Consider the following 18,079-nt stretch of genomic DNA (forward strand, 5'->3'; position numbering starts at 1 on the left):
AGGACGCTCGCATCCCTCTCACATCCGGAACACGCCGAAGCGTGTCTCCCCGACCGGTGCGTTGAGCGCCGCCCTGAGGCTCAACCCCAGAACGTCGCGGCTTTTCCTCGGGTCGATCACCCCGTCGTCCCAGAGCCGTGCGGCGGCATAGAGCGGATGCGCCTGGGCAGCGAACATCTCCTCAGTGGGCCTTCGGAATGCCGCCTCCTCCTCGGCCGACCATTCTCCTCCCGCCTTCTCGATCGCCGCGCGTTTTACCTGAGCCAGCACGCCCGCCGCCTGCGCCCCGCCCATCACCGAGATGCGGCTGTTGGGCCAGGTCCAGAGGAAGCGCGGCTGGTAGGCGCGGCCGGCCATGCCGTAATTGCCCGCGCCAAAGGAGCCGCCGACCAGCATGGTGATCTTCGGAACCGCGGTGGTGGCCACGGCCGTGACCATCTTCGCCCCGTGGCGGGCGATGCCCTCGTTCTCGTATTTGCGGCCGACCATGAAGCCGGTGATGTTCTGGAGGAAGACGAGCGGGATCCTGCGCTGCGAGCAGAGCTCGATGAAATGCGCTCCCTTCTGCGCGGCCTCCGAAAACAACACGCCGTTGTTGGCCACGATCCCGACCGGGCAGCCATGGACATGGGCGAAGCCGGTGACCAGTGTCTCGCCGAACCGTGCCTTGAACTCGTCGAGCCGAGAGCCGTCGACGATCCGGGCGATCACCTCGCGGATGTCGTAGGGCACAGAAAGCGAGGCCGGCACGAGGCCGAGAATCTCCTCCGGATCATAGGCGGGCTCCTCCGGGCTAGCCCAGCCCGAGGAGACATCCGGCGCCGGCCCCAGCGAGGCCACGGCGCGGCGCGCGAGCGCCAGCGCATGGGCATCGTCCTCGGCCAGGTAGTCGGCAACGCCTGACAGGCGCGTGTGGACGTCACCACCGCCCAGATCCTCCGCCGTCACCTCCTCGCCCGTCGCGGCCCGGACCAGCGGTGGTCCGGCGAGGAAGATCGTACCCTGCTCCCGCACGATGATCGTGACATCCGACATCGCGGGCACATAGGCCCCGCCCGCGGTGCAGGAGCCCATGACGACGGCGATCTGGCCGATCCCCTTGGCGCTCATCCGCGCCTGGTTGTAGAAGATCCGCCCGAAATGGTCCCGGTCGGGAAAGACCTCGTCCTGCTGCGGCAGGTTCGCGCCGCCCGAGTCGACGAGATAGACGCATGGCAGGTGGCACTCCTCGGCGATCTCCTGGGCGCGGAGATGCTTCTTCACCGTCATCGGGTAATAGGTGCCGCCCTTCACCGTAGCGTCGTTGCAGAGCACCATGACATCGCGCCCCATGACGCGCCCGATGCCGGCCACGATGCCGGCGCAGGGCGCCGCGCCGTCGTAGAGCCCGTGCGCCGCCGTGGCGCCGATTTCGAGAAAGGGGGAGGCGGGATCGAGCAGCCCCGCCACGCGGTCGCGCGGCAGCATCTTGCCGCGCTCCAGGTGCCGCGCCCGCGCCCGCGCGCCGCCTCCCGCCGCCGCCAGCGCCGCCGCCTCCTCGACCTCCGCAAGCGCCGCCAGATGCGCCGCGCGATTGGCGCGGAACTCCTCGGACACTGCGACGACCTCGCTCGTGAGCTTCATGCCTCTTCCTCTTTCCGCTGCGCGTCACGCTCCACGGTGTCAGTCGTCGGCCGTGTCGCCCGGCTCCACCGCCGGGCCTTCCAGCATCCGCCGGTGCATCAGCCAGCGCATCCGGTAGCCATAGCGCGCCGCCCGGCTGACATCGGTCTGGAAGCTGGCATTGACCGTCGCCGCCACCACGCCGCCGACGATCGGCACCACGCGCGCTCCCCCCCTGCCGACAAGGCTGAAGCCCAGCTGGCGCGCGATCCGTTCGACCACGGCGTCGGTGACCCATTGACCGCCCTTCTCGAGCACCAGCCGCCCCTCGGGGCTGGCCAGCCAAGCGGCCATGTCGGTCAGCGAGGAGATCGTATCGTCGCGCCCGCGCTCGGCCGAGGCGGTGGCGACCTGAAGAACGAGAAGCCGGTAGGTCCGCTCCTCATCGCTGTCATCGCCAAAGCCGAAGGCCGCGCCCGTCGCCCGCACGTTGCGCGCCGCCAGCGCAATGGTCGCCGGGATGTCGGCCACCATGCCCGGCGCGCCGAAGATGCCCGCCGCGCCGCCCGTCGCGGCATTGCTGCCTGCGGCCCAGCCCTGCACGCGTCGCGCCGCTTGCTCGCAGGCTTCCAGATCCTCCACGGAATGGCTGGTGATCTCCCGCGGCAGGGTCAGCCCGGCCGCCCGGTCCGCCATCACCAGCCCTCTCCGGACCAGCCCAGGCGGCACGATGCGCGAGACCACCCCACCGATCGGCGAAGTCAGTCGTTCGGCGCCCCGGCCCATCCGGGTCGGCCGGCGCTCCTCGAAGGCGCGCTGGCGCTGCAGCGCCTCGCGCAGGACATCGGCCGCCAGATGCGGGCGGCGGTCGGGGACAGGGCTCATTCGGGGCCTCCTTCCGCGGCGATCCGCCGGAGCTCCCGGCGGATGATCTTGCCGCTGATCGTCATCGGCAAAGCGTCGACGAAATACAGGATACGCGGATATTCATGCGCCGCCAGCCGCTGTTTCACATGAGCCTTCAGTGCCGCGCGAGTCTCGTCGGATGCCTCCCATCCCGGTTGCAGCAGGACGAAGGCGGTCACTGCCTCGGTGCGGTCCGGGTCGGGCGTGCCGACGACGCCGACACTTGCAACCGCAGGGTGAGTCAGCAGGCAATCCTCCACCTCGCCCGGCCCGATCCGGTAGCCCGAGCAGGTGATGACATCGTCGTCCCGCCCCTTGAAGCGCAGGAAGTCACCCTCGCGCATCCCGCGGTCGCCGGTCAGCATCCAGTCGCCGCGGAACTTCGCCGCCGTCGCGTCGGCATCGTTCCAGTAGCCCAGCATCATCGAGGCAGAGCCGCGGCGCACGGCGATCTCGCCCTCGCCCGCCGCCGGCTGCCCGTCCGGACCGATCACTTCGACCACGTGGCCCGGCACCGGCTTGCCCATGCAGCCCGGGCGCGGTTCGAAGCGCGCGCCGCAGGCGCTGACGATCATGTTGCATTCGGTCTGGCCGTAGAACTCGTTGATCGTCAGGCCGAAGGCGCGCCGCCCCCAGTCGAGCATCTCGGCGCCAAGCGGCTCGCCGCCCGAGGCCACCGAGCGCAGACCGGGGATCTCCGCCTCCGCCGCCTTGAGCGCGCGGAGCGCGGTCGGTGGGAAAAACACGTTGCGCACCCCGGCCTGTGCGATGATCCGCTGGCACTCGGCGACCGAAAACTTTGCCATCCGCGCCGCGACCACGGGCACCCCGTGCCAAAGCCCCGGCATCAGAACGTCAAAGAGCCCGCCGATCCAGGCCCAGTCCGCCGGCGTCCAGAGCAGGTCGCCCGGTTGCGGCAGGAGATCGTGCGAGATCTCGACGCCCGGCAGATGCCCGCGCAGGACCCGGTGCGCGTGCAGCGCCCCCTTGGGCCCGCCGGTGGTGCCGGAGGTGTAAATCAGCACTGCCGGGTCGTCCGCCGCCGTGTCGGTTGTCTCGAAGGCCGGCCCGCCGGGAGCGACCTCTTCCGCCACGAGGATGCGGGCGTCCTCAGGCACCGCCTCCACACAATCACCGCCAGTGAGCCGCGCCGCGCCCTCAGGGTCGGTCACGATCGCCCGTACGCCGGCGCTCTTCATCCGCACCGACAGCGCCTCCGGACCGAAAAGCGTGAAGAGCGGCAGCGAGATCGCCCCGAGCTTCCAGATCGCCACATGCGCCGCCGCGGTCCAGGGCGCCTGGCTGCGGAAGACCGCGACCCTGTCGCCGCGCCCAACCCCGACGGCCGCCAGCCGATGCGCCAGCGCATCGGCCATGGCGCGCAGCGCACCATAGGTCGTCACCCGGTTGCCATCGGCCAGCGGCTCTATCAGCGCCACCCGCTCCGGCGCCGCTTCCGCCCAACGGTCGCAGACCTCCGCCGCCATGTTGAGCCGCGCCGGGATCTGCCATCCCGCGCCGCTCTCCAGCGCCGCATATGTCGGTTCGGAGATCACACCGTCATCCCCTCGGCAGGCCGGGTTGGCGGCATCGTGCGAAGAAATTCATGGGGAGCCATCGTTCAACCGTTGCTCCAGGAACAACGCCTGCCGGGCGGTGATGTCCATCAGGCAGCCCAGGGTCGCCGGCCCCCCGCCGGTTCCGCCGCCCCATTGCGCGCCCTCGTAGTCGCAGCGCGCGTCCCGGAAGGTGATCCAGGCGCGCTGCATCGCCCGGAGCGCCGGGGCCAGCGGCGGCGCCGCAGAGCCAAGCTTGGCAAGTTCTGCATCCACCGCCTCGTCCTTCGCCATCACTGCGCCATAGGCGGCGTTGAGCCGCGCGTCCCAGAAGACCAGTTCCGCATCGAGGCAGGTATTCATTCCCACCGTCGTGTTACCCATCTTGGTCGACTCCATGCAGGCTTGCGACGCCGCGCCGATACAGGTCTCCATCGCCGGCAGGTCGTCTGCACCGGCAAGACAGGTCTCTGCCGGCACGGCGGAGAAAACCGGCATCTCCTGTGCAGCCGCTGGACCTGACAGCACCGCGGCGACGCACAGCGTCAAAACTTTGCAACAAAGGGCACTTGGCAGTTTCGTCATACCTGGCTCCTTTTCGAGGCGCAGATCGCACGCACTCCTGCGTTACAGGCGATGGCCACGAGCTTGTCCGCATCTGGGCGCACCAACCCGCGAACGTCCTTCGCGCCAATGCCTACCCCATGGTCTTCATCATCTCCCGACCGATGAGCATGCGACGAATCTCCGACGTGCCGGCACCGATCTCCATGAGTTTGGCATCCCGGAACAGGCGACTGACGGGGGAGTCGGCGAGGAACCCCGCCCCACCCATCGCCTGAACCGCCTGGTGCGCCTGCACCATCGCCGCTTCGGAGGCATAGAGCACGCAGGCAGCGGCGTCCTGACGGGTGATCTCGCCCCGGTCGCAGGCCTTGGCCGCTTCGTAGACATAGGCCCGCGCCGAGTTCATCGCCGTATACATGTCTGCGATCTTGGCCTGCATGAGCTGGAAATTCCCGATCTTCTCGCCGAACTGCTCGCGCTCGGCGAGATAGGGCATGATCTCGTCGAGGCAGGCCGCGATGATACCGGTGCCGATGCCGGCAAGCACCACGCGCTCGTAGTCGAGACCCGACATCAGCACCCGAACGCCGCGCCCCTCCTCGCCCAGCACGTTCTCGAAGGGCACTTCCACATTCTCGAAGACGAGTTCGCCGGTGTTCGACCCGCGCATGCCGAGCTTGTCGAAATGTTTCGAAGTCGAGAAACCGGCCATCGTCCGCTCGACCATGAAGGCGGTAATCCCCCTCGCGCCGGCCTCCGGGTCCGTCTTGGCATAGACAACGAGCGTATCGGCATCCGGCCCGTTGGTGATCCAGAACTTGGTTCCGTTGAGGAGATAATGCCCGTTGCGCTTCTCCGCCCGGAGCTTCATCGAGACCACGTCCGAGCCGGACCCCGCTTCCGACATCGCCAGCGCGCCGACGGATTCGCCGGAAATCAGGCCGGGCAGGTATTTGCGCTTCTGCGCCTCGCTGCCGTTGAGCTTGATCTGGTTCACGCAGAGATTGGAATGCGCGCCATAGGAGAGCGAGACCGAGGCCGAGGCCCGCGCGATCTCCTCCACTGCGATGGTGTGCGCGAGATAGGACATCCCCGCCCCGCCATATTCCTCGGGCACTGTGATGCCCAGCAGGCCGAGATCTCCCATCTCCCGCCAGAGTTCCGCCGGGAAGACGTTGCCGGCGTCGATCTCGGCGGCCATCGGCTTCACCCGCTCCTGGGCCCAGCGATGGACCATGTCGCGCAGCGCCGCCGCGTCCTCGCCGATGTCGAAACTCATCACCGCGGTGAACATGCCAACAGGGCCTCCCCTCCCCGTTATTGAACGTCCGTTCAAATACTAGGCATGGATTGGAGCGCTGGTCAATCGGGGATCGCTGCCGCCAGAGTGCGCGCCCGATACACGCACTCTGCCCCGACCTCCCGAGACGGCGGGGCACGAACCCCACGCGCTCGCGCCGAGCGCTCCCTTCGAAATACTTCAAATCAGAAGAAGCGGGGATGGCACGCGCGCCGCCGCAGGTCAGTCCCGGATGAACCGCAGAACCCCGGACACACCTTGTGCCTTGCCCTCTCTTGCGTCGGACGGGTGATTTACCCCGTCATTGACGATCACTTCCTCGAAATCGAACGGGCTCACGCCGTCGAGACAGGCCGCGTTGATTCCGAACTCGTTCGGGTTGGAGCGGCGCTGGTGATGGGTGTAAATGCCGCAGACCGAGCAGAAATAGTGCTTCGCGGTGCGGGTGTTGAACTGATACAGGGTCAGCTTCTCCGCGCCCTCGAGGATCTCGAGCCCGTCGAGGGGCGCCGAGAGCGCCACCGCGCCGCGCATCCGGCAGAGCGAACAGGAGCAGCGCCGCGCCGTTGCCAACCCGCCATCGCTCAGCCGCACGCGAAAGCGCACCGCGCCGCAATGGCAGGCGCCGTCCCAAGTCTTCTGATCCATGCAATTCTCCTGTCCCGGCCGTTGCGCCTATTCCGCCGCCACGCGGCGCGCTGCCGCGAGGATCGGCTTGAGATACCGGCCGGTATGGCTCCCTGCAACCTCGGCAATCTCTTCCGGGGTGCCCGTCGCCACAACCGTGCCGCCGCCGTCACCGCCCTCCGGGCCGATATCGATAATCCAGTCGGCGGTCTTGATCACGTCGAGATTGTGCTCGATCACCACCACCGTGTTGCCCTGCTCCACAAGTTCATGCAGCACTTCAAGAAGCTTGCGTACATCCTCAAAATGCAAGCCGGTTGTCGGCTCGTCGAGAATGTAGAGCGTCCGCCCGGTCGAGCGCTTGGCGAGTTCCTTGGAGAGCTTCACCCGTTGCGCCTCGCCGCCCGAGAGAGTCGTCGCCTGCTGGCCAACCTTGACATATCCGAGGCCCACGCGAACCAGCGCATCCATCTTCTCGCGGATCGAGGGAACCGCCTTGAAGAAGCCCTGCGCATCCTCAACCGTCATGTCAAGAACGTCCGCTATACTCTTGCCCTTGAACTTTATTTCCAGAGTCTCGCGATTGTATCGCGCACCGTGGCAGGTCTCGCACGTGACATAGACATCCGGCAGGAAATGCATCTCGATCTTGATGACGCCATCGCCCTGGCAAGCCTCGCAACGCCCGCCCTTGACGTTAAAGGAGAAGCGCCCCGGCTTGTAGCCGCGCGCTTTGGCCTCTGGCAGGCCCGCAAACCAGTCCCGGATTGGAGTGAAGGCCCCGGTGTAAGTGGCTGGATTCGAACGAGGAGTCCGCCCGATGGGGCGCTGGTCGATATCGATCACCTTGTCGAGATGCTCCAGCCCCCGGATCGTCTCGCAGGGCGCCGGGGTCTGCCGGGCGCCGTTGAGCCGCATCGAGGCAGTCTTGAACAAAGTCTCGATGGTCAGCGTCGACTTGCCGCCGCCGGAGACGCCGGTCACGCAGATGAACTTGCCGAGCGGAAACTCCGCCGTCACCTCGCGCAGGTTGTTGCCGGTGGCCTTGACAACTGTCACCGCCTTGCCGTTGCCGGCCCGGCGAACCTGTCCCACCGGGATTTCCCGCTTGCCGCTGAGATAGGCGCCGGTGATCGAGCCCTCATGCGCAGCGATCTCCGCCGGCGTGCCCTTTGCCACGACCTCGCCGCCATGCACGCCCGCACCGGGGCCGATGTCGAAGACATAGTCGGCCTCGCGGATCGCCTCCTCGTCATGCTCGACCACGATCACCGTGTTGCCCTGGTCGCGCAGGTTCTTCAGCGTGCCCAGGAGCCGGTCGTTGTCGCGCTGGTGCAGCCCGATGGAGGGCTCGTCGAGCACATAGAGCACGCCGGTCAGCCCCGAGCCGATCTGGCTCGCCAGCCGGATCCGCTGGCTCTCGCCGCCCGACAACGTGCCGGCATTGCGCGACAGCGTCAGGTATTCCAGCCCAACATTGTTGAGGAAACCGAGCCGCTCGCGGATCTCCTTGAGGATCGCGCGAGCGATCTCGTTCTTCTGCCGGGTGAGCGCCGCGGGCACGGACTCGCACCAGGCATAGGCCTCGCGGATCGACATCTGCACGACCTCGCCCACATGCAACCCGGCGATCTTCACCGCCAGCGCCTCGGGCCGCAGCCGGAAGCCGCCGCAGGTGCCGCAGGGGCGGTTGTTCTGGTACCGCTCGAATTCCTCGCGGATCCACGCCGAATCGGTCTCCCGGTAGCGCCGCTCCATGTTCGGGATCACGCCCTCGAAGCTGCGCGTCACCTGGTAGACCCGGCCGCCCTCGTCATAGCGGAACGGGATCTCCTCCTCGCCGGAGCCGTAGAGGAACACCTTCTGCACCGCCTCCGGCACATCCTTCCAGCGGGCGTTCTTGTCGAACTGGTAATGCTTCGCGATGGCCTCGATCGTCTGAAGGAAATAGGGCGACTTGCCCTTGCGCCATGGGGCCAGCGCCCCATCGGCGATCTTCAGCGTCGCATCCGGTACCACCAGTTTCTCGTCGAAGAACAACTCCACCCCGAGCCCGTCGCAATCCGGGCAGGCACCGACCGGCGCGTTGAAGGAGAAGAGACGCGGTTCGATCTCGGGGATGGTGAAGCCGGAAACCGGACAGGCGAAATTCTCGGAAAAGGTGATGCGTTCGGGCTCGCCTTCCTCTTCCTTCGGCGCCGTCTCGAAGATCGCAATGCCGGAGGCCAGGTCGAGCGCGGTGCGGAAGCTGTCAGCGAGCCGTGTCTCCATCCCCTCACGCACCACCACCCGGTCGACCACGACGTCGATATCGTGGCGGAACTTCTTGTCGAGCTTCGGCGGCGCATCGAGTTCGAAGAAGGCGCCGTCGACCTTCACCCGCTGGAAACCCTGTTTCCTGAGTTCGAGAAACTCCTTGCGATATTCGCCCTTGCGGTCGCGCACGATGGGCGCGAGCAGGTAGGCGCGCGTCCCCTCCTCCATCGCCATCACCCGGTCGACCATGTCCTGCACCTGCTGCGCCTCGATCGGCAGGCCGGTGGCCGGCGAATAGGGCGTTCCGACCCGGGCGAAGAGCAGGCGGAGATAGTCGTAGATCTCGGTCACCGTGCCGACGGTGGAGCGCGGGTTCTTCGAGGTGGTCTTCTGTTCGATGGAGATCGCCGGCGACAGGCCGGTGATGTGGTCGACATCCGGCTTTTCCATCATGTCTAGGAACTGCCTGGCATAGGCCGAAAGCGACTCGACATAGCGCCGCTGGCCCTCGGCATAGATCGTGTCGAAGGCGAGGCTGGACTTGCCCGAGCCGGAAAGCCCCGTGATGACAACGAGCTCGTCGCGCGGAATATCGACGTCGATCGATTTCAGGTTGTGTTCGCGCGCGCCGCGAACCTCGATGAACTTCTGTTCTGCCATGTCTGACCCCGCACCGGATGCGACATGAGATAAGCGATGGCGGCAGATTCTCCAACGAGAAAATCAGAACATTACGTGAACTTCCTGCCGCGGTCGGCCAATGGCCGCTGCCACGCCTCGCCCGGACCGACTCGGCATCGATCCGGTGGATCGGGGATCACGCAAGCGGCGCAGCCCTGCCGCGCCGCGATCCGGGGCCTAGTTGGTCGCGTTCGCGCCAATTACCGCGCCGGTCGCCGCTCCGGCAACGGTCATTGCCGTCTTGCCCTTTCCGGCACCGAACTGGTTGCCGATCACACCACCGACGGCAGCGCCGGTCGCGGTGTTGACGGCCTGGTTGTCGGTGCAGGCGGACGTAACAAGAACAACGAACCCGACGAGGAACAGCGGGATCAGGCGGATACCCATTTTCACACTCCTTCGCGATATGCCTTGCAATCATAGACCCTTACGTCATTGACGCAAGGCTTTGCGGACAAGCTGTCCCTCTGGCGGTCGCTGCGGGGACGAGCCAGTACCGGCCACATCCGGCGGCCCCTGTCCCGGCCTCCGCTCTCCGCTTTCCGGTTGATTTCCCCCATGTCCCGCGCCTCAATAAGTCCGCCGTGCCCGCGGAGGATGACGCCCATGAGAATTCTACCGCTGATTGCCTGCCTGCTGACGGTCCTTGGCCTCGCAGTGCCTGCACGGGCGCAGGAGGCGACGCTCGCGGCGCCCGACAGCGCCGTTGCCGGCAGCACGATCCCCGTGCAGTGGACCGGTCCGGGCAAGGACAGCGACTATATCTCGGTCGGGCGACCGGGCGAGCCCTATCTCACCTATGCCTATCTCGTCACCGGCGGTGACAGCGTGGACCTTCCGCTGCCGCCCGAGCCGGGCCTTTACGAGATCCGCTATGTCTCCCAGGAGGAACAGAGGATCCTTGCCACGCGACTCGTCGACGTCACTGCCACCATTGCCGACATCACCCCGCCCGCGACCGCCCGGGCGGGAGATACCGCGGCCTTCCTCTGGTCCGGGCCGGATTACCCGGACGACTACATCGCCATCGCGGTGCCGGGCGCTCCTGATCCCCTTGCCATCGCCCGGACCGACAGCGGCAACCCAGTCTTCCTCCCCCTGCCCGGCGAGCCCGGTTTCTACGAGGCGCGCTATGTGATTGCCAATGGTGCGACGGTCCTGGCCTCGGCACTTTTCGAGGTGACCGGCGGCGGCGTGCGGCTCGTCCCGCCACCGGGCCTGGAAGCGGGCGCGGAGCTCTCGCTGGATTGGACCGGACCGGATGGCCCCGGCGACCGCGTGGCGCTCACCGCCCGCGGCGGCACCGACCCGATCGCCGCCGCGCCAACCAGCGACGGCTCGCCCGCGCGCCTGGACCTGCCCGACAGCCCCGGCGCCTATGACCTCGTTTACCTGCGCGGCAGCGACGGCGCCGCGCTTGCCCGCCTGCCCATCACCCTGTCCGGCAGCGCAGCGACGCTGGAGCCGCCACGCGCGCTGCCGGCCGGCGCGACCGTGGAGATCGGGTGGACGGGCCCCGCACGGTCGACCGATTTCATCGCCATCCGCATCCCCGGCGATGCCGGCGGTTACCTCACCTATGCCTATACCTCGCAGGGCAACCCTGCGACGCTCCAGCTTCCCGCCCGCGCCGGCAACTATGAGCTGGTCTACTACACGGGCGACACGCGGGAGGCGCTTGCCACGATTGCTGTCACGCTCACGCCGGTGGCGGCTAGCCTCGACGTGCCGCGTGAGGTCGGCGCAGGGGAGCGGATCTTCATCGACTGGACCGGACCGAATTACGAGCAGGACTACATCGCGGTGGTCGAGCGCGGCGAGACAGCGGGCTACATCACCTATGCCTACACGGCGCATGGCAGCCCGGTCCTGTTGCAGATCCCCGATGCGCCGGGAGAGTATGACGTGGTCTATGTCACTGCCGGCTCGGGCGAGGTGATCGCGCGGGCGCCGATCTCGGCGCGGTGACTGCGACCGTCGGGGCTCCGGGGAGTCACCCTCGTGCCACGGGCGGATTCCGGCAGGTCCCTTGACACCTTGCTCTGCGCGTTGCCGGGTGTCCTTGACGGGCCGATGCAAGGGGAGACATGACGATGAAGACACTGCTTGCCGCTCTCGTGGCCACGACCGCCCTTGCCGTCCCGGCGCGCGCCCAGGATGAAATCAAGGGATTCGGCATCGCCATTCTAGGCGGCGAGAACGCCCAGGAGCGGGTTGCCGACAGCACCTGCCTGGCCCAACGCATCGAGGACGCGCTCGGCGTGCCGACCGCCCTCTTCACCCCGGCCGATTATGACGGCGCCATAGAGGGACTGCTCGAGGGCAGCATAGACGCGGCCTGGCTCGGAGCCTCGAGCTATGCCCGGACCTACCTGAGCAATCCCGACGCCGTCGAGCCGGTGCTGGTCGGGACCGGGCCCGACGGCGCCGTCTCCCACGCTGCCATCGCATATGCCCGAAGGGACAGCGGCATCGCCTCGCTCGACGACATGAGGGGCAAGGTCATCGGCTTCGCGGACCCGAATGCCCTCACGGGATACCTGATCCCCTCCGTCGAGATCGCCGCGCTGACCGGCGCCCCGGTGGGCTCGGGCGCCTATTTCGGCGCGGTCAGGTTCACCGGCAGCTACGAGCAGACCCTCCTTGCCGTCGCGTCTGGCGAGATCGACGCGGGCGTGGCCTGGATCGGGGGCGGCTCAGACGGCGTCCCCACCGGCCCACTCCGCACGGCCGCCGACGCGGGCCTCGTCGACGGGAACGTCCTGGTCGAGATCTGGCGCTCACGGCCGATCCCGGGAGGGCCCATCGTGCTGCGCAAGTCCTTGCCGGCCGAGGTGAAGGAAAAGGTCACGGCGGTCTATGCCGGCCTGCACGAGAGGGACCCGGACTGCGCCGACCGTGTGGCCAATGGCCCGACCGCTGGCTTCACGCCAATCGGCCATGACGCCTATGTCTCGGTCATCGCCGCCCGAAGGGCGGTGTCCGACTGAGCCTTCGACCGGCAAGGGTGCTCGCTGCCGCTTCAGCCGGCGCCTTCGTGGACCACGACGAATTCCGGCACCCCGCCCCAACCATAGACCTGCACGCGCACATATCGCTCCTCGCCGCGTAGAACCGCGTTGCGGATGTATTCCGAGCCCGCGCCGATGCGGCAGTCGGCGGCGATCTTCTGCCGCGCGGCCAGCGTGGTGAACCACGGATCGCCCTCGTCATATTCCTGTCGGATGCGGAATTTGTGCACATTCGCCCGGTCCTGCTGGAGGATGCCGCAGAAATTCGTCAGGCGTACCCCCTTGGAATTATGCATGTCCGCCGTGCCGATGAAGGCGAAATAGCCGCCGAGCAGGTCCTGCGCGGCGGCGGGAACGGCGGTGGTGGCGAGGCTGAGCGCGAGCGTGGCAACGATTCTGATCATGAACTACCCTCCGGATGAACCGGGCGGAGAGTTGCAGGATGCGGGCGAACACCCAATGCCGCAAAATGCCCCGCATGAAAGGCCGAGGGGCGCGGCGGATCTCCGGTCTTGGCAAATCCGCCGCGCCTGCCTGTTGAGATTCAACTCTTCAGCATCGGCCCTGTCGCGGACCCGCCTCAGATGTGGATCGCCCGCCCGTAGGCTTCGAGCACGCTCTCATGCATCATTTCGCTGAGCGTCGGATGCGGGAAGACCGTTTCCATCAGCTCCGCCTCGGTGGTCTCGAGCTGGCGGCCGACGACATAGCCCTGGATCAGTTCGGTTACCTCGGCACCAACCATGTGGGCGCCGAGAAGCTCGCCGGTCTTGGCGTCGAACACCGTCTTGATCAGGCCCTGCGCCTCGCCGAGCGCGATCGCCTTGCCATTGCCGATGAACGGGAAGCGGCCGACCTTGACCTCGTATCCCGCCTCCTTGGCCTTCGCCTCGGTCATTCCCACGCTGGCCACCTGCGGCTGGCAATAGGTGCATCCGGCGATCGAGCCCGGCTTGATCGGATGGGCCTTCTGCCCCGCGATCAGTTCGGCCACCATCACGCCCTCGTGGCTCGCCTTGTGCGCCAGCCAGGGCGCGCCGGCGAGATCGCCAATGGCATAGAGCCCCTCGACGCCGGTGCGGCAATACTCGTCGGTCACGACATGGGTGCGGTCGACCTTCACCCCGGCCTCCTCGAGCCCCAGCCCCTCGACATTGCCGACGATGCCGACGGCCGAGATCACCGTGTCGAACTCCATCTTCTCGACCTTGCCGCCGGTCTCGATATGGGCGGTCACCTTGTCCTTGCCGCGGTCGAGCTGCTTGACCATGGATTTCTCCATGATCTTCATGCCCTGTTTCTCGAACTGCTTCTTGGCGAAGGCCGAGATCTCGGCATCCTCGACGGGCAGCACCCGGTCGAGCACCTCGACCACCGTCGTCTCCGCGCCGAGCGTGTTGTAGAAGCTGGCAAATTCGATGCCGATGGCGCCGGAGCCGATCACAAGGAGCTTCTTGGGCTCATGCGGCGGCTGCAACGCGTGCTTGTAGGTCCAGACCCGCTTGCCGTCGGCTTCAAGCCCCGGCAACTCCCGCGCCCGCGCGCCGGTGGCGAGTACGATGTTCTTGGCGGTCAGTTCCTCGGTGCCCTTCTCGGTCTTCACCGTGACCTTGCCCTTCCCGGCAAGCGTCGCCTCGCCAATGATCGAGGTCACCTTGTTCTTCTTGAACAGATGCCCGATGCCGCCGGAAAGCTGCGCGGCGACGCCGCGCGAGCGCTTCACCACCGCCCCGAGATCGTAGCCGATCTTTTCCGCCGAGAGCCCGAACTCCTTGGCCCGCTCCATGAGATGAAAGACCTCGGCCGAGCGCAGCAGCGCCTTGGTCGGAATGCAGCCCCAGTTGAGGCAGATGCCGCCGAGGTGCTCGCGCTCCACGCAGACCACCTTGAGCCCAAGCTGGGCCGCCCGAATGGCGGCCACATAGCCGCCCGGGCCGGCGCCGATCACGATCACGTCAAAGCTCTGTGCAGCCATCTCCGGCCTCCCGCCGATCTAGTTTCCGAAAACTGGTTTAGCATTAAACTATTTTCCGCCGGTCGCGAACCCCCGGCGGCAGCGTTTTCCGGCCGGGCGTCCGAAAAACCGTCATGAGCCGAGCGCATGGCTCGCGGCGCAATTCGCATGGCAAGTGACTGCCCGGCACCCCGATCCACATGCGGCGTGTCAGTCGTCGACCGTCTCGTCCGCCGCCTGCAACTCGCGCATGATGCCGCCATAGCCCTCTCCCTCCAGAAACGCCTGCTCGCTCGGGAGCGTCATGCGCCGGTGAAGCGCGTTGCGATAGGGAAAGCGGCCGAAGCGGCGGATGATCTCGCGATGCACGCGCGCGTGGATCAGGTTCTCGCCGCCGGTCTCGGGCATCCGCCCTACCATAAGCTGGATGCAGGCGTCCTGGTCGCCCAGGCTCTCGGAATGCATCAGCGGCAGGTAGAAGAACTGCCGCTGCGGCTCGGGAACGGTCATGTCCCAGCGGCGGTAGATCGCCATCCGCGCCGCGTCGCGCGCCAGCCGGTCGGTGGCATAGGCGCGCTCGTCCTCGCGGAACATGTTGCGCGGGAACTGATCGGTCAAGATCAGGTAGGAGAGCGTCGTGTCGGGGGCGTCCTGCCAATCCTCCAGCCCGCCGGCGCGGGCGCTCTCCCAGCACGGCAGATAGCGCTCGCGGATCCGCGTATCGATCTCGTCGGACCGCTTGTACCAGCCCCCGGGACCAACATCCTCGATCCAGAACCGCGCGATCTCCTCCGCTGTCACCCCTGTCATGGCGCTCCCCCCTTTTCCGGTGCGGCTCAGGCGTTTCCGCCCACACCGTCTTGCTTCGCTTCCGCATCCGCCTCGGCCTCGGCCTCCGCTTCCTGCGCAGCTTCCATGAATACCTCCTGTGCCACCCCGACCGCAACCGGCGAAACGGTCGGCACAACCGGCGCATAGGAGATGGTCTCGTCGACAGGGACCGCCCGGGTCTGGGTCATCCGCCAGCCGGCATAGGTGGCGAGTGCGGTGCTGAGCATCGTGAGGTAGAGAAAAAAGCCCTCCGGCCCCATGGCGGACATGATCCAGCCGGTGATCAGCGGGCCGGCGATCGCGCCGACACCGTTGAGGAAGATCAGCCCGCCGGAGGCGGCGGCCATGTCCTCGTAGTCGAGATGGTCATTCACATAGGCCAGCAGCAGCGCGTAGAGCGGGTTCGACGTCCCGCCGATAACAAAGGCGGCGACCAGCAACGCGGCGAAATCATGCGCCGTGACCATCGCCATGGCCGAGGTGACCGCGCCGACCGCGGCGGCCGCAAGGATCAGCAAACGGCGGTCCATCCGGTCGGAGAGCCATCCGATCGGATATTGCATGAACAGACCGCCGATATAGATCGTTGCGATGAAGCCGGAAATCTGCGGCACGCTCAGGCCGGCCTGCGAACCGTAGACCGAGGCCATGCCGAAGAGCGCCGAGAAGACCCCGCCCATCAGGAAGGTCCCGACACAGCCGAGTTGCGAGGCGTCCCAGAGCTTGCGCATGCTCATCGGCTTGGTGGTCTCGAAGGCCGGTGTCGGCTGGACGGCGAGCAGGATCGGCGCGAAGGACACCGAGACCAGCACCGACGGGATGACGAAGAGCACGAAGCCCGACGGGTCGCCCACCAGCAACAGCCCCTGCGCCGCCACAATGCCGGCCATCTGCACGATAACGTAGATCGAGAGCGCCTGGCCGCGGCGCTCGTTGGTCACCGAATTGTTGAGCCAGCTCTCGGCAGTGACGTAGACGCCGGAGAGGCAAAACCCCATGAGAACACGCCCCACGGCCCAGGCGACCGGGTGGGCGAAGGTCGGGTAAAGAATGAGGATCGCCGAAACCAGCGAGCCGAGCGCGGCGAAGACGCGGATATGTCCCACGCGGCGGATCAGGTCCGGCGCCAGCCGCGAGCCACCGAGAAAACCCAGGAAATAGGCCGACATGACAATGGACATCTCGAAGGTCGAGAATCCCTCCAGCGAGCCGCGGATGCCCAGCAGCGTTCCCTGCACGCCGTTCCCGACCATCAGGAGCAGGATCCCGATCAGCAGGGCCCAGGTGGCCGAAATCACTTGCAACATCGTGGCACTCCTCCTGCGCGGGCCGGCATCGAGGGGTCCGCTCTAGGCGAGTCGCCCCGCCATCCAACCGTCTCGATACGACCATCCGATGTCGCTGCCGAGCCATTTCTTCACATGGCACGCCGGTGCGGCGCGTGCCCCCGGAGATACCGGAGCGGCAGTGCCGCCTCCGGCACGGTTTGCCCATTGACCGGGCGCGGGAAATCGCGCATCGATACGGCCATGACCCGTCCTGCCGCCTCCCGATTTTATTGGCCGCGTTCCATATAGGAGCGGCCGGACGGATATACGTGACATCCAAGGGCCGCCGCGGGCGGCTTTTTTTATGGATGTCGGGCTCCCGTGGCGGCGGAGACAAGGAGCCAAGATGATGCAAGTTCAGGAAATTTCCGCCGGAGCACCAGTGACCCGGATCCGGCGGGCCCGCAGCGGCGACGCGCCGCGGCTGATGGAGATGATCGCCGCGCTGGCCGCCCACCACGGCGACGCCGGAACGCCATCGCTCCGGGCGATCGAGCGCGACCTGCTCGGCAGGACCGCTTGTGGGTTGGCCCTGGTGGCCGAGCACGGGCCGGAACTGGCCGGATACGCGGTTCTGACCGCCATGGCGGAGCCGCAATGGGGCCGGCGGCGCATGGAGCTCACCCATCTCTTCGTTGCGCCGGAGGCGCGTGGCGCGGGGATAGGTCGCCAACTTGTCGCCGCCGCGGTGGCCGAGGCGCGGTCGCAGGATTGCGGCCGCATGACGGTTGGCACCCATCCCGACAACCGCAAGGCACAGGCGCTCTACACCTCGCTCGGCTTCACCCCGCAGGCGTCGGCCGGAAAGCGGTTCCAGCTTGAGCTGCCGGCGGGCGGCGCGCTGCCGGCGGGCTGGGTCTGAGCGGTGCCCCGGACGCGCCTCAGCCGACATCTTCGGGAATGAAGTCCTCGTCGAGTTCGAGCGCGAGGTCGGCCTCCCAGTCGGCGGTGTTGTAGAGCGGGCGATAATAGTCGATCAGCGCCCGCTCCAGCATGAAGGCATATTCCCGCGAGTCCGCCGCCGCCGCGCCCTTGAATTCCAGCGGCACCAGCGCCCAGCTCACATGGATGAACTTGTCGTTCGCCATGGTGTTGGAGGTGGCGCTGCCGGTGCCCTGAAGCCCCTTGATCCGGGCAAAGGACAGGAGCCGCTTGCCGCGATGCTTCATCGCAGCGGCCTTCTTCTCCGTGACGGAGGTGCGCAGGTAGGAGCCGAGCCGCCCGTGGAGTCCGCGCTTGCCCACCGCGATGCCGACATAGAGGCAGCGGTTCGGCGAGGGTTTGCCGGCGCCGCTGCAGAAGGCGTAGAAGCCGCGCTCCTGGGGGATCACGCCGCGCGCCCCGCGCTCGGCCGTCAGTTCGTAAATCGTGTGCGCCCTGCTCCAGGTGATCGCCTGCAACCAGTTCATGAAAGCTCTCCGAAATCCGCCCTGTTCCAATGACGACGAGTCTAGACCAGC

General features: G+C 67.0%; 16 protein-coding genes. 3 read left to right on the forward strand and 13 right to left on the reverse strand.

Annotated elements, in window-relative coordinates; translation table 11 throughout:
• Positions 1–18 precede the first annotated feature (18 nt).
• From EU800_RS02050 to EU800_RS02085, 8 genes are all read right to left on the reverse strand, one after another.
• The gene (locus tag EU800_RS02050) at positions 19–1,623 is read right to left on the reverse strand and encodes a carboxyl transferase domain-containing protein (protein WP_129628002.1); all 1,605 of its coding nucleotides are present in this window, start codon (positions 1,621–1,623) and stop codon (positions 19–21) included.
• Positions 1,624–1,662: 39 nt separating this feature from the next.
• On the reverse strand, positions 1,663–2,487 hold the full coding sequence (locus EU800_RS02055) for an EcsC family protein (RefSeq protein ID WP_129628004.1): 825 nt from the start codon (positions 2,485–2,487) through the stop codon (positions 1,663–1,665).
• Positions 2,484–3,995, reverse strand: a complete 1,512-nt coding sequence (locus EU800_RS02060) for an AMP-binding protein (protein WP_129628173.1) — start codon at positions 3,993–3,995, stop codon at positions 2,484–2,486. Before EU800_RS02060 ends, EU800_RS02055 begins: the two co-directional genes overlap by 4 nt.
• A 117-nt stretch (positions 3,996–4,112) precedes the next feature.
• Positions 4,113–4,649, reverse strand: coding sequence for a lysozyme inhibitor LprI family protein (locus EU800_RS02065; protein WP_129628006.1), 537 nt, complete (start codon positions 4,647–4,649; stop codon positions 4,113–4,115).
• Between the two features lie 112 nt (positions 4,650–4,761).
• Positions 4,762–5,925, reverse strand: coding sequence for an acyl-CoA dehydrogenase family protein (locus EU800_RS02070; protein ID WP_129628008.1), 1,164 nt, complete (start codon positions 5,923–5,925; stop codon positions 4,762–4,764).
• 228 nt (positions 5,926–6,153) lie between these two features.
• Positions 6,154–6,579, reverse strand: coding sequence for a GFA family protein (locus EU800_RS02075; RefSeq protein WP_129628010.1), 426 nt, complete (start codon positions 6,577–6,579; stop codon positions 6,154–6,156).
• Between the two features lie 27 nt (positions 6,580–6,606).
• Positions 6,607–9,474 carry an excinuclease ABC subunit UvrA gene (gene uvrA / locus EU800_RS02080; protein ID WP_129628013.1) on the reverse strand — a complete coding sequence of 956 codons (2,868 nt, stop codon included), beginning with the start codon at positions 9,472–9,474 and terminating at the stop codon, positions 6,607–6,609.
• A 198-nt stretch (positions 9,475–9,672) separates the two neighbouring features.
• A complete protein-coding gene (locus EU800_RS02085; RefSeq protein WP_129628015.1) occupies positions 9,673–9,882 on the reverse strand; it encodes a glycine zipper 2TM domain-containing protein in 210 nt (69 codons plus the stop codon).
• A 219-nt stretch (positions 9,883–10,101) separates the two neighbouring features.
• Here EU800_RS02085 and EU800_RS02090 point away from each other — a divergent pair, with 219 nt between their 5' ends.
• Both EU800_RS02090 and phnD read left to right on the forward strand, forming a co-directional pair.
• Positions 10,102–11,463: a hypothetical protein gene (locus EU800_RS02090; protein ID WP_129628017.1), complete on the forward strand. Its 1,362-nt coding sequence runs from the start codon at positions 10,102–10,104 to the stop codon at positions 11,461–11,463.
• A gap of 125 nt (positions 11,464–11,588) precedes the next feature.
• The gene (phnD, locus tag EU800_RS02095; protein ID WP_129628019.1) at positions 11,589–12,485 is read left to right on the forward strand and encodes a phosphate/phosphite/phosphonate ABC transporter substrate-binding protein; all 897 of its coding nucleotides are present in this window, start codon (positions 11,589–11,591) and stop codon (positions 12,483–12,485) included.
• 32 nt (positions 12,486–12,517) lie between these two features.
• On the opposite strand, the gene EU800_RS02100 is transcribed toward phnD, so the two are convergent.
• The 4 genes from EU800_RS02100 to EU800_RS02115 all read right to left on the reverse strand — a co-directional run bounded on the left by EU800_RS02100 (position 12,518) and on the right by EU800_RS02115 (position 16,598).
• Positions 12,518–12,910, reverse strand: a complete 393-nt coding sequence (locus EU800_RS02100) for a hypothetical protein (protein ID WP_129628021.1) — start codon at positions 12,908–12,910, stop codon at positions 12,518–12,520.
• 176 nt (positions 12,911–13,086) lie between these two features.
• Positions 13,087–14,481: a dihydrolipoyl dehydrogenase gene (gene lpdA / locus EU800_RS02105; protein ID WP_129628023.1), complete on the reverse strand. Its 1,395-nt coding sequence runs from the start codon at positions 14,479–14,481 to the stop codon at positions 13,087–13,089.
• Between the two features lie 189 nt (positions 14,482–14,670).
• Positions 14,671–15,270 (reverse strand): DUF924 family protein, encoded by a 600-nt coding sequence (locus EU800_RS02110; protein ID WP_129628025.1) that lies wholly within the window; start codon positions 15,268–15,270, stop codon positions 14,671–14,673.
• Between the two features lie 26 nt (positions 15,271–15,296).
• Positions 15,297–16,598: an MFS transporter gene (locus tag EU800_RS02115; protein ID WP_129628033.1), complete on the reverse strand. Its 1,302-nt coding sequence runs from the start codon at positions 16,596–16,598 to the stop codon at positions 15,297–15,299.
• Positions 16,599–16,968: 370 nt separating this feature from the next.
• On the opposite strand from EU800_RS02115, the gene EU800_RS02120 reads away from it, so the two are divergent.
• Complete coding sequence (locus tag EU800_RS02120) at positions 16,969–17,481, forward strand: GNAT family N-acetyltransferase (protein WP_165354534.1); 513 nt, start codon at positions 16,969–16,971, stop codon at positions 17,479–17,481.
• Between the two features lie 19 nt (positions 17,482–17,500).
• Here the strand turns inward: EU800_RS02120 and EU800_RS02125 are convergent, their stop codons facing one another.
• Positions 17,501–18,028 (reverse strand): hypothetical protein, encoded by a 528-nt coding sequence (locus tag EU800_RS02125; RefSeq protein ID WP_129628037.1) that lies wholly within the window; start codon positions 18,026–18,028, stop codon positions 17,501–17,503.
• Positions 18,029–18,079: the final 51 nt, after the last annotated feature.

This window comes from Tropicimonas sp. IMCC6043 (genome assembly GCF_004146235.1).
Classification (GTDB): domain Bacteria; phylum Pseudomonadota; class Alphaproteobacteria; order Rhodobacterales; family Rhodobacteraceae; genus Tropicimonas.